Here is a 12,392-nt window from a genome sequence, read left to right on the forward strand (position 1 = left end):
TTTATTACCTTCCTTTACGTAGGGCGCAGAACGCCTGCTTAACCGCCGAAACGCGCGGCACGCTTTTCCATGAATGCCGCGACACCTTCGGCAAAATCGGGGTGATTGCCCGCGTCGCGTTGTAGAACACGTTCCAATTGCAGGGTTTCGGTGAAACTGGAATCCGCCGCTGCCCATGCAGATTGCCGGGTCAGCGCCAGTGCACGGGTTGGCCCGTCCGCCAGTTTTTGCGCAATCTTCATCGCTTCCGCCTCGACAACGTCATCCTCGAACAACCTGGTGATCAGGCCCCACTCAAACGCCTTTTCCGCTGGTAGTTTTTCTGCAAGCATCATCAATTCCATTGCCCGCACCCGTCCGACCGAGCGCGTCAAAAACCACGCTGCGCCGCCATCGGGAACCAGCCCGATCCGCGCAAAGGCCTCAAGAAAATAGGCCGATCGACCGCAGGTGATGATGTCACCGGACATCGCCAAAGAAGCACCTACCCCCGCCGCCGCACCGCGCACCGCTGTGATAAAAGGCACTGGCAAGGTCCGGATTGTTTCAACCAAGGGGTTGAAGGCGTCCTCCAGTGTTTGACCTGCATCCAGTTCCCCGTCGCCGGGGGCAAGATCGCCGGACAAGTTGGCACCAGAGCAAAATCCGCGCTCTCCGCCCGCCAGAATGATGCAACCGGAAACCTTGGCCTCGGCACGCAACACTTCGCGCAGGGACAGTGCCATCGGCGTATCCATGGAATTCAACGTCTTAGGGTCATTCAGGCGAACCGTGCTGACACGCCCCTCGCGGGTGACTGCGAGACGGTCATCAAGGGTAGAAGTTGTCATCGGCGGGGCTCCTCTAATTTCGGGGATCGGGTTGGCTATTGCCATTTCGGCGCCGACCAATCGGGAAAGATGTCGGGCAAATCTGTACTGACCTTGTCGGGAAAAACCGCCGGACGCTTTTCCGTGAAACTGCGCACACCCTCTGCGGCATCGGCGGAGGCGCTTCGCAGTTCAATCGCAAGGCTGTCGACGCGGTGCGCCTGCATTGGGTGATCGGCACCCAACATCCGCCACATCATCTGACGCGTCAGCGCGACAGAAACCGGGGCGTTGTTTGCGCCTATTTCCTCGGCCAGTTCCTGCGCGGCCCCAATCAGATCGGCGGGTTTGTGGACCGAGCGGACCAATCCGGCGGAAAGTGCTTCCTGCGCATCAAAGATGCGACCCGTCGTGCTCCATTCCATCGCCTTGGAGATGCCGACAACGCGCGGCAGAAACCATGACGAACAGGCTTCCGGCACGATGCCACGGCGGCCAAAGACGAAACCGAATTTGGCATCCTCGGAGGCAAGCCGCATATCCATCGGCAACTGCATCGTGGCACCAACGCCGACAGCCGCGCCGTTGACGGCGGCGATCACAGGTTTGAGGCTGTCAAAGATGCGCAAGGTCAACAGACCGCCGCCATCGCGCACGATGCCGTCGCCTACCTTGCGCTTTTCCACATCCACAAAGCCCTTGGTCCCGCCGGAAATATCCGCACCGGCACAAAACGCCCTGCCCGCCCCGGTCACCACAACAGCGCGGACCGCGTCATCTGCATCGGCCACATCAAAGGCGTCGATAAGCTCTTGCATCATCTCAATCGTGAAGGCGTTCAGCTTTTCCGGCCGATCGAGGGTGAGCGTCATGACCCCGCCCGTCAGATCAGTGCGTACAACAGCCATCAGTTCTCTCCCTTTAGCGGTGCCGCAACGCTGCGCGGCGCCGGATCGGGAATGTTGCCGCGTCGGGGGCCAAGGTAGCCGAACAGCCATGCACCGACTTTTCGCATCTGGATCTCTTCTGCGCCTTCGGTGATGCGGTAGCGGCGGTGATGACGGTAGATATGTTCGAACGGTTTGTGCCGGGAATATCCGATGCCGCCATGAATTTGCATGGCGCGGTCTGCGGCCTCGCAACACAGACGGTTGGCCTGATAATTGCACATGCTCACCTTGTCAGACAGTTTCTTGGCGACCTCGGGGTGTGGCATGCGGTCCATCTCCCAGGCTGTCTTGCGGATGAGCTGGCGCAGCATTTCTGCCTGCGTGGCCAATTCGACCAAGGGGAACTGGATCGCCTGATTTGCCGCCAGCTCTTTGCCAAATGGTTTGCGGGCGCGGGCATAGCGCACGGATTCCTCGATACAATATACCGCAGCCCCCAGCGAACTCGCCGCCTGCCGAATGCGGTTTTCATGCACAAAAGCCTGCGCCAGCGCCAAGCCGCCGCCCTCTGGTCCGAACATCAGATCATCCGGCACCCAGACGTCGTTGAAACTGATCCGCGGATGATCGGTGGGCATGTTGAAGGTCCAGAGATATTCCTCGATCTTCAGCCCCGGTGTCTGGGCAGGAACCAAGAAAGCGGTGATCCCATCCGCCGCGCCATCCTCGCCAGAGGTGCGCGCGAAGGTGACGCAATGGGTCGCGGTGTGCATCCCCGTGGTCCACATTTTTTCACCGTCAATGCGCCAGCCGGATTTGCCATCGCGGGTCTCGCGCACAGCACGGGTTTCCATATGTGTGGCATCCGACCCATGCGCTTCCTCGGTCAACCCAAAGGCCATGCGGATGTCGCCGCTCAGCGCGCCCGAGATGAATGTCTGCTTTTGTGCCTCTGTTCCGAAATCGCGCAGCATGACGATGACCGGGAAATTGCCAATTACCGAATGCTCTGACTGCAGGTCGTTGAACAGCCCCAGCCCCTTGGCAGCCATATGCTCGCGCACAACGGCCATGGCCAGATTGCCGCCGTCCTGCCCGCCGAATTCCGCAGGCAAGGAAAAGCGATACAGCCCGGCCTTGTCGGCGCGGCGGACGGCTTCGGCCATCAAGGCTTCCCACTCGGGCCGGGGCAGCCCGCCGTTTTCAAAATCCGTGCGAGCGTATTCCCGGCGATGGTCGAAAAACCGTTCGTTATCGTCCTCGGCCTGCAACGGTACGATTTCTGCTTTGATAAACGTATCAAGGCGCGTCACAAGATCGGTAATTTCAGAAGGTAGATCAAAGTTCATCTGCGGGTGTTCCTTGTGTCGATTGGCGGCGGCTCGGGTGGCTCTGCTACGGCAACCCTCGCCTGCGCTGCGCCAATGCCCGCAAGCGGGCTGCCGCGGAAAACTCCGGTTGATCGATGTCGATCTTGTTCAGCGTGGTTGCGATCAACAGGTCCGACAGCCCCGGCGTCGATAGATCCGTTTTGCCATTTTCGATCTGTGCGCAAAGACGCGCGGTCAACGCGTCCAGCCCGCCCGTGTCACCCACCAGCGCCGACAGCATCCGGGCTTCCTCGCTTTCGGACGGTTCCGCCCCAATCTGGCGCCGGGCCAGTTCAACCGCGCCTGCCGCGACCTTGGCCTCGAACCGGGCATGCGCAGGCAGTGCATCCGCGGCGGTGTCACGCAGCCATGCAGCAACGGCCGCCAAAATCGCGTCGGGGCTTGGCTGGTCCTGCATCATGCGGCCCCTTCCAGCAGATGAAGCAACAATATCGCTTCTGTTTCCGAGGCGCGCCGCGCGATCACATGACGTTCCACGCTGGTATCAGTACCATCGCGCACCCAAGCGGCCATTTCTTCGATGATGACACCCCACCGCAGCGCCGACAGTATTTCCCACCACCGCACTGTAGCCGGATCGACAGGATCACCCCCTGCCGCTTCATACCCTGCAAACAAATCCTCGCGACGGCCCAAACCGCCAACGGGATCGGCATGACCAAAGCGCCAGCTTTCCATGCAAAGCCAACCCATGTCGGCCATCGGATCACCGATATGCGCCAGTTCCCAATCCAGAACGCCGCGTATCCCTTCAGAACCAAACATCAGATTGCCCATCCGGAAATCCCCATGCACCAACTTTGGCGCGCGCGGCTCTGGCGCATTTTCGGCCAGCCAGCGCAGCGCCAGCGAAAAGACCGGGCGCGCGGCGCCGAATGCGCGGTGTCGATCGCCAAGATCATCCAACACCTCGCGCGGAGACAGCACGGGAATGGGCAGGCCAGTCGGGTCGCTCTGGTGTATCCTCGCCAGAATTTCACCGGCCTGACGGGCGAACTTCGCCCGCGCGGGGGCATAGCTGTCGTCGCGCAGGATGCGATGGGGCAGCGCCTCCCCGTCGATGCGCAGCATGACAAAGCCTGCGCCGATGCCGTCATCTGGCGTCAGCTCATGTTCGATCTGTGGTGCGGGCACGCCTGCTGTAACCACGCGTTTGATCACTCGGGCTTCGGCCGCCATGCCGATGCCGGTGCCGCCCGACCGCGCCGCGGCAGGTTCGCGGCGCAAGATCAAGTGGTGCCCCTCCCCACCATCCATCTGAAAAGACCAGGTTTCCTGGCTGGCCCCGCCCGATAGCCGCCGCAGCCCCTTGATACCCTGCGCCGCAGGATCGAGGGTGGGCACCAGCCGCGCCAATCCGTTCTCGAGGGTTGTCTGAGGATGCAAGATGTCTTGTGCTGCGTTCAATTCACCTGCCGCTCGCGGCCCTCCCAATAGGGCGCGCGCAGGTCGCGCTTAAGCAGCTTGCCGGACGCATTGCGCGGCATCACGTCGATGACGTCAATCGCCTTGGGACATTTGAATGCAGCGAGCTTACCGCGCATCCAAGCCAGCACTTCTTTCTCGTCAAGGGTTGCATTGGGCTTGAGCGTCACAACCGCCCGAACGGCCTCGCCCCACTTGGGGTCAGGCACGCCAATCACAGCTGCCTCACTGATGGAGGGATGCGCATATAGCGCGCTCTCCACCTCGGCCGGGTATACATTTTCGCCGCCGGAAATGATCATGTCCTTGATGCGGTCGTGGATGAACAGGTAGCCGTCCTCGTCAAGATAGCCCGCATCGCCCGACAGCAGCCAACCGTCGTCGCGCAGCGTCTTGGTCGTCGCCTCTGGGTTCTTCCAGTATCCCAGCATATTTGCCGGTGCCCGGACGGCCACTTCGCCGATCTCGCCAGCTTTGACGGGTTTCCCGTTTGGGTCGAAAATAGCGATTTCACACCCCATCGCGGGCCGCCCGGCGCTACGCATCCGCTCGGATCCCTCGGGCACGTGGTCCTCTGGCGGAAGTATCGCAATCGTGCCCGTCGTCTCCGTCATGCCGTAACATTGGATAAACTGGCAACCAACGACTTCGATGGCCTCTTTCAGTAGCGGCAGGGGCATGGGCGCAGCACCGTACATCACGGTTTTGACGCAAGAAAAATCGACGCGCTTTGCTTCTGGGTGCTGGATGACGATCTGCAAGGCAGCAGGCACTACGAACAGCTTTGAAACGCGCTCTGTGTGGATTGCATCAAGGGCCGCAACAGGGTCAAACTCTCGGAGGATGACGCTGGTACAGCAGTTTACAAAGGCGATTGTCCAAAAACCAATGCCGCCGATATGCGCCAAGGGCATCGCAACAAACCCGATATCCTCGTCGTCCCAGTGGTCATAGATATGTTTGACGGCCAGGGAGTCCAGTTTCGGCTGTAGCAAGTTACTGTGGCTCAGTAGTACGGCTTTCGGCACACCCGTGGTGCCGGATGTAAACAAAACCATAGCCGGATCATGCGTTGAAGCACGGTCAACCGCAGGCTCGCTCGACTGAGCATCACGCCACGCCTCGTATGTTTCCCAAGGTCCGTCACCGTCCTCCATAGCGAGGATCTGAATGTCCGGAAGTGCTGCGTTGATTTCCTTGATCGCTTCCGAGAACTCAGGCCCGAAGAACAGCATCTGTGGCGGGTATTGGCGCAAAATCTCGATGATCTCGGCAGGTGCAAGCCGCCAATTCAAGGGCGCGAACATTCCACCGACGCGCGTCGCGCCGATGAAAATCTCGAAGACGTGGTCGCAGTTTTTCCCAAGGTAAGCGACGACCTTAGCGGCACCCGCGTCCAAGCCGTGTGCAACCTGATCAACGTGACGATCAAAATCCTTGAAGGTCGTATCGCGCCCTTCAAACCGATTGCAGATCTTGTCAGGTGCGCGCTGTGCAGCGCTTCGTGCGACCGCGCTAATCGAGCTCATTGCCTCTGGATCAATCATCTCGTCTCCTCCCGACGTTACCGACATCCTCATCGCCCGGCGGACGGCACCGCGCTGCGACACAGCCTTCTTGGTATGCGAAAACGTCGCGCTTAATTACCTATCGTGATGGGCGACCTCCCAGACCAAACACATCACATAGGCATATTAGCTACGCAGTTAAGTCCTACCTGTAAAGTGGTAATTGTGTGATTAATGAGGTTTTTGAAACCATGCGCCACCGCTATAAAGAACAGTAATATCACAAACCCTAATGCGATCCCCTAGCCGATCTCGTCGCAAAGGAGGCGCGACTGGCAAGCTTCAATGGCTTCTTGGCTTGAAGTGCGACCGAATCGTCCGTGACATTCTGATCGGCACTAAGTAATAAGGTTCTACCTACAGGAGTTAGTTGAGCAATGAATTCAAAGGTAGCCGCAGTCACCGCACCGCTCGAAGAACGTGCGTCAACAAGAGATGATTTGCTCACCGCCGCAAGCGAGCTCATGTGTGAACGGGACACCTTGCTGGTGCCCATTATCGATATTGCGGCGAAGGCTGGGGTGAACTCTGCTTTGGTGAAGTATTACTTCGGCAACAAAAGCGGCTTGATGCGCGCCCTTCTTCACCGAGATCTGGCAGAAGCGGTCACCCAGCTTGAAGCCTTGGTCGAGATGGACATGCGCCCGACCGCGAAGATGCGGTACCACCTCTCCGGTCTCGTCAACATGTACTTCAAATACCCTTACTTACAGCGCCTGCTGACCGCGACGATGCGCGACGAAACCGAAGAAGTCAGACGGACCATGATAAAGTCGTACATCGAACCGATCCATGACGCCTACAAGCGGATGATTTCCGAAGGTGTCGCGGCAGGAGAGTTCCAGTCTGTCGACTACAAGTTTTTCTACTTCATCGTCATCGGGGCATGTGACCAGATATTTTCGTCCCGAGAAGTGCTGAACTATATGCACGGCGTCGATAGAATTGATGACGACATACGCCGCTCCTATACGGAGCAAATGATCGCGGTCATCTTGGGCGGCCTAATGGCGCGTAGCTGATATCGCGGAGGTGAGATAGCCACACCTCCCTCCGCATCATATTTCTACGCTTTGGCAGTGGCGAGAGATTTGCCAACCGCACGGAAGTGGTATTCACTATCTCCGAACAGCGCATTGATTGTCAGGATACGCTTGTGGAAGTGACCGATGCTGACCTCGTCCGTCATCCCGACGCCGCCATGGGTCTGGATCGCTGCTTCGCCGATGTCCCGTCCCAAGGCACCAATCTGCCCTTTCAGGACCGAAATATCCTGCGCGCCTACCTGTCCGGCATCCATCAGCGCCGTCGTGTACAGCAGGCAGGAGCGAGCCTTTACATAGGCGATCTTCATATCTGCCAAGCGGTGCGAAATGGTCTGAAACGTGGCGATAGGCGTGCCGAACTGTTTGCGCGTCGATGCATATTCGCTTGTCAGTCGCAGCAAGGCGCCCATAGCGCCCACGGCTTCAGCGCAGAGCGCGACGATTGCCCTAGAGATCACTGTTTGCAGCACGCTATGGGCATCTTCGGCGATCCTGCGGTCGGACGGGATTTGAACCGCATCGAAGGTGATATGCGCGGCGTGGCGGCCGTCAATGGTGATGAAAGATCTGATGCTGACCCCTTGCTGTTTTGGATCGACCATAAACAGGGATAGGCCATCCTTGTCAGGTGCCGTGCCGCGCGTTCGTGCCGATACGACAAGCGTGTCGGCCTGCGCGCCCCCAAGGACCATCCGCTTTTCACCGCTCAGCGTGAAGCCCTCCGCTGCCTCGGTTGCGGCCAATGAAACAAGTGCCGGATCCGCGATCCCCTTCCCCTCTTCATGGGCAAAGGCTGCCGTATGTTCACCCGTTATGATTTTGGAAAGTTGCGCTTGCGCTGCAGGGCTATCGGATTGCCCCAGACAAGACCCCGCCAGCAGGATCGAAGAAATATAAGGCTCGATCAGCAGATGCGCCCCAAAGGGTTCAGCCACAGCAACGACATCCGCCATGGACCCACCAAACCCGCCGACATCTTCGGCGAAAGGCAGGCCAAGGATACCCATCTCGGCCAGTGCCTGCCAAATCTCGGGAGACCACGGGCGGCCGGATTGCAGCATTTTCTGACGGGTCTCGAAATCATAGCTCCGCTCCAATAGGCGCTTCACGCTCTCTTGCAGCATCTTCTGTTCGTCGGTCTGAGAGAAATCCATCTGAGTACCCTTTCAAGCGATCGGCAGGCTGCGTGCGATCAAGTCGCGCTGAACCTCATTGGTGCCCGCGTAGATCGTCGTCGCGCGGCTGTTGAGGTAAAACGGCATAGAGATCAGATCCAGCTCGCTTCCCATCTGATCCACCCCCGACCCCACGGTCAGCGCGTCAAGCTGCATGGACAGCCCCTCGAGCCCGGCCACCCGCGTCATCATCACCGACACACGTTGGATCAGCTCCGAGTTCATGGTCTTGGCAATCGAAGGCAGCGCCGGGTCGTTGATCATCTCGTGACCGCTCATGATCAGCCACTCGAACTGGGCCAGCGTCGCGACATCCGCGTACAATGCGCCCAGGTCGCGCTGGAACACCGGGTCGTCAGACAGCTTGCCGCCAAAGGGGGATGTTTCATCCTGCGCCGCCTCGGTGATCCGTTTCAGATAGCGGACCAGAACGGGGCTATTGGCCGATCCGTTGCGCTCGTGCTTCAGCAGATGTTTCGCAACGCTCCAGCCTTCGTTTTCTGCCCCGACCCGACCGGATTGCGGCACACGAACATTGTCAAAAAACACCTCGCAAAATTCCGCATGACCATCCAGCCCCTTGATCGGGCGAATGTCCATTCCGGGAAAGTCGGTTCTGTCCAGCAGCAGAAAGGTGATGCCCTGCTGTTTTTTGCCCTCGCTGCTGGTGCGCACCAACATGAACATCCGGTTCGATTTATGGGCGAAGGTTGTCCAGATCTTGCTGCCGTTGATGATGTAATCGTCCCCATCCGCAACCGCGCTGCATTTCAGCGATGCCAGATCGGAACCGGAGTTCGGCTCCGAATACCCTTGCGTCCAGTAATCCTCGCCCGACAGGATCCGGGGCAGGTATTTGGCTTTTTGCTCTTCGGTTCCCAAGTCGATCAACAACGGCCCCACCATCTTGAGAGAGTTTGGCAGCAAGGGCGGCAGATCCCGCTTGCGGTATTCTTCCTCGAAAATGGTGCGCTGCTCGGCGGACCAGCCCGTACCACCGTATTCCTCGGGCCAATCGGGCGCGGCCCAGCCTTTTTCGTTTAGAATGGCCTGCCAAGCTGCCCCTTGTTCAAACGGTGCAAAGGCGCTGGTGGTTTTACGCCCGGCTTCGCGGATCGCGTCGGTGGGGGCCGTGTCCAGATAGGCTGCCACCTCTTCCCGGAACGCGTCCAGTTCCTCTTTGGTCTGGGTCGTCATCCTGCAATTCTCCTGAAGAAATTCGTCCGAAACGCGCCGGATTTACTTTTTGGTGAAGGCGGCGATCCGCTCCGCCATGTCCGGGCCGATGCCGGCAGTCTCCATCACTTCCCACTGCAATCCCGCATCCATCGGGCGCATGTCTGTCGCTTCAAGCAATTGCTTGTTCGCGGCATGGGAAAACGGGGAATTTGCGCTGATGCGGGCAACCAAACGTTCGATCTCGGCGTCGAACTGATCAAGCGGAACCGCATACTCGGCCAGCCCGATCCTCACCGCTTCATCGGCGTCGATCATGTCCGCCGTAAACATCAACCGCTTGGCTGTTGCGATGCCCACACGCCGGGGCAGCCGCTGGCTCATCCCCCAAACTGGGGTCAGGGCCCACTTGGCGTGGGTGTCTCCGAAACGGGCGGTATCGGCCGCGACGATGAAGTCAGCGGCCAGCGCCACTTCGAGCGCGCCGGTGTAGCAATGCCCATGCACCGCGGCGATCACCGGCTTTGGCAGCTTTTCCATCAGCCGCAAGGTTTCGGAGTGCCACCCGGCTGACGGTACATCCTCCCCTTCGGCAATGTCGCCAAGGTCATGGCCCGCCGAAAAACACTTGCCCGCGCCGCGCAGGACAACGCAACGGACCGCGTCGTCATCGCGCAGATCAATAATATGCTGGCGCAGCTCCTTGAACAGCGAGACGGTCAGAGAGTTCAACTTCTCCGGCCTGTTCAGCGTCAGAACCGTCCAACCGTCCTTGTCCTCGCGTAGTACCAATTCAGCCAATGTACTCTTCCCTTTCCCAAACCGTCGGGCATCAAAGGCGGCCCTTACGCAACCAGTCGTGCAAGCCGTGTAGAGATGATGGATTCTGCGTCTGCCACGATCCGCGCGATCAATGCCTCGCAGGTGGGGATGTCGTTGATCAGCCCTTGCACCTGCCCCGCCCAGATCAACCCCCGGTCAAGATCACCGGACATCAAAGCCTCGCGGCCTTTGACGCCGGAGACATAGGGTTGGACATCGCCAAATGCGGCACCCGGTTTCGACCCGACCTCGACCACCATGTCAGAGACCGAGTTCTTGGCGACGCGGCCCGTGTTCTTGAACCCCCGGAAAATCAGGTTGGTGTCCCGTTCCCCGTTCGCCACCAAAAACTGTTTAACCTTCTCATGGATCGGCGCTTCTACCGTTGCGCAGAACCGCGTTCCCATATTGATCCCGTCGGCCCCCAGGGCCAAAGCAGCGGCAAGCCCGCGGCCATCGCCGAACCCGCCTGACGCCAGCAAAGGCACATCAATCTGGTCAGCGGCAGCAGGGATCAGAACCAGACCGGGCACGTCATCTTCGCCCGGATGGCCCGCACATTCGAACCCGTCGATAGAGATGATATCGACACCCATCTTGACCGCCGAAAGCGCGTGACGGACCGAGGTGCATTTATGCAGGATCGTAATGCCATGGGCCTTGAAATCCTCCACATGCTCCTGTGGCCGCCCCCCTGCGGTTTCTACGATCTTGACCCCCGCTTCGATAATCACACGGCGATAGTCACTATAGGGCGGCGGGTTCACCGATGGCAGCACGGTCAGGTTCACGCCGAAAGGTTTGTCCGTCATAGCCTTGCAACGCTCGATCTCTGCGGCCAGGGCGTCAGGCGTTGGCTGGGTCAGGGCGGTCAGGATACCAAGCCCCCCGGCATTCGAAACCGCGGCAGCCATCTCGGCGGTGCCTACCCACATCATGCCACCCTGTACAATCGGGGTTTCAATCCCCAGCATTTCGGTGACCCGCGTATGAAGAGCCATCAGAGTATCCCCGCTTTCATCATGGTTGAATTCAGACTGAGACGGACAGGGCTCATTCGCCCTGCGCCTTTTTCCAATCCCGTTTGACCTTTTTGGCCAGCGACCATTTGTGCACTTCGGTCGGGCCGTCATAGATCCGGAACGCGCGCACTTCGCGGAACACCTGTTCGACGATCGTATCGCCAGTCACGCCCTGCCCGCCCATCACCTGAACGCATCGGTCCGCGACCCGCATCAGCGCCTCGGACACAGCCACCTTAGTCATGGAGCTTTCGACCGTACCCAACTCGCCGGTATCCAGCACGTCCGCGCACCAGTAAACCATCTGCTCGGCCTGCTTTAGGTCGATCATATTCTCGGCCAGCATAAAGCCGACGCCCTCGTGATCCACCAGCGGTTTGCCAAAAGCCATACGCCGGTTGGCATAGTCGCTCGCGATCTCATTGGCACGGATCGCCGCACCGAGCCAGCGCATGCAATGGGTCAGACGCGCAGGCGACAGACGCACCTGAGCATAGCGGAAACCTTCACCGCTTTCCCCCAGCATCTGGCTCGCAGGGACCCGCAGATTGTCGATGTTGATGACCGAATGTCCGCCGATCATGGAATCGTCGATGGTGTCCAGCACCCGTTCAATCCGGATCGCGGGATCAGGCAGATCAACAAGGAACATGCAGGCCCCGTCCTCGGATTTTGCCATGACAATGCCAAGCCCCGCCCCATCAGCGCCGGTGATCAGCGTCTTGCGCCCGTTGATAACCCAGTGGTTCCCGTCCATCTTGCAGGTCGTCTGCATCATCATCGGGTCAGACCCGGCACCCCCTTCGGCCGCGGGCTCCGTCATGAAAAAGGCTGATCTCATCTTGCCTTCGACCATCGGTGCCAAAAACCGCTCTTTCATCTCGGCCGATCCGACCTTGCCCAGCAGATACATGTTGCCCTCGTCGGGCGCGCCCACGTTGCAAGCGACCGGACCGAGCGGCGACAGGCCCGACCGGATCAACACACATGCTGTTTCAAGGTGGGTCAGATGCGTGCCGTCCTCGAGGATATGGGGCGTCATCCCCCCCGCCTGTCGGGCCGCCTCCT

12 protein-coding genes are annotated in these 12,392 nt (G+C 59.4%); 1 reads left to right on the top strand and 11 read right to left on the bottom strand.

All coding sequences use genetic code 11. The features are described from left to right. Positions 1-38 precede the first annotated feature (38 nt). Genes B4F27_RS11970 through B4F27_RS11995 form a run of 6 tightly spaced genes read right to left on the bottom strand, consistent with a single transcriptional unit; the run spans position 39 to position 6,044 of the window. On the bottom strand, positions 39-830 hold the full coding sequence (locus B4F27_RS11970; protein ID WP_286759777.1) for an enoyl-CoA hydratase-related protein: 792 nt from the start codon (positions 828-830) through the stop codon (positions 39-41). 35 nt (positions 831-865) lie between these two features. Then, on the bottom strand, positions 866-1,717 hold the full coding sequence (locus B4F27_RS11975) for a crotonase/enoyl-CoA hydratase family protein (RefSeq protein WP_286759778.1): 852 nt from the start codon (positions 1,715-1,717) through the stop codon (positions 866-868). Next, a complete protein-coding gene (locus B4F27_RS11980; RefSeq protein WP_074637537.1) occupies positions 1,717-3,048 on the bottom strand; it encodes an acyl-CoA dehydrogenase family protein in 1,332 nt (443 codons plus the stop codon). Before B4F27_RS11980 ends, B4F27_RS11975 begins: the two co-directional genes overlap by 1 nt. A 46-nt stretch (positions 3,049-3,094) precedes the next feature. Then, positions 3,095-3,490, bottom strand: coding sequence for a DUF6285 domain-containing protein (locus tag B4F27_RS11985; RefSeq protein WP_286759779.1), 396 nt, complete (start codon positions 3,488-3,490; stop codon positions 3,095-3,097). Further along, positions 3,487-4,497, bottom strand: a complete 1,011-nt coding sequence (locus B4F27_RS11990; RefSeq protein ID WP_286759780.1) for a phosphotransferase family protein — start codon at positions 4,495-4,497, stop codon at positions 3,487-3,489. Before B4F27_RS11990 ends, B4F27_RS11985 begins: the two co-directional genes overlap by 4 nt. After that, complete coding sequence (locus B4F27_RS11995) at positions 4,494-6,044, bottom strand: long-chain-fatty-acid--CoA ligase (RefSeq protein WP_286759781.1); 1,551 nt, start codon at positions 6,042-6,044, stop codon at positions 4,494-4,496. Before B4F27_RS11995 ends, B4F27_RS11990 begins: the two co-directional genes overlap by 4 nt. A gap of 416 nt (positions 6,045-6,460) precedes the next feature. On the opposite strand from B4F27_RS11995, the gene B4F27_RS12000 reads away from it, so the two are divergent. Further along, complete coding sequence (locus B4F27_RS12000; RefSeq protein WP_005848303.1) at positions 6,461-7,105, top strand: TetR family transcriptional regulator; 645 nt, start codon at positions 6,461-6,463, stop codon at positions 7,103-7,105. A gap of 44 nt (positions 7,106-7,149) precedes the next feature. Here the strand turns inward: B4F27_RS12000 and B4F27_RS12005 are convergent, their stop codons facing one another. From B4F27_RS12005 to B4F27_RS12025, 5 genes are all read right to left on the bottom strand, one after another. Further along, on the bottom strand, positions 7,150-8,283 hold the full coding sequence (locus B4F27_RS12005; RefSeq protein ID WP_286759782.1) for an acyl-CoA dehydrogenase family protein: 1,134 nt from the start codon (positions 8,281-8,283) through the stop codon (positions 7,150-7,152). 12 nt (positions 8,284-8,295) lie between these two features. Beyond that, positions 8,296-9,501: an acyl-CoA dehydrogenase family protein gene (locus B4F27_RS12010; RefSeq protein ID WP_286759783.1), complete on the bottom strand. Its 1,206-nt coding sequence runs from the start codon at positions 9,499-9,501 to the stop codon at positions 8,296-8,298. Positions 9,502-9,543: 42 nt separating this feature from the next. Beyond that, positions 9,544-10,281 (bottom strand): enoyl-CoA hydratase/isomerase family protein, encoded by a 738-nt coding sequence (locus tag B4F27_RS12015; protein WP_286759784.1) that lies wholly within the window; start codon positions 10,279-10,281, stop codon positions 9,544-9,546. A gap of 44 nt (positions 10,282-10,325) precedes the next feature. Next, positions 10,326-11,303: an NAD(P)H-dependent flavin oxidoreductase gene (locus tag B4F27_RS12020; protein WP_286759785.1), complete on the bottom strand. Its 978-nt coding sequence runs from the start codon at positions 11,301-11,303 to the stop codon at positions 10,326-10,328. A 52-nt stretch (positions 11,304-11,355) separates the two neighbouring features. Next, on the bottom strand, positions 11,356-12,392 hold a 1,037-nt coding region (locus tag B4F27_RS12025), incomplete at its 5' end, for an acyl-CoA dehydrogenase family protein (protein WP_286759786.1).

Origin of the sequence: Sulfitobacter sp. UBA1132, assembly GCF_002311545.1 — a bacterium.
Lineage (GTDB): Bacteria > Pseudomonadota > Alphaproteobacteria > Rhodobacterales > Rhodobacteraceae > Sulfitobacter > Sulfitobacter pontiacus.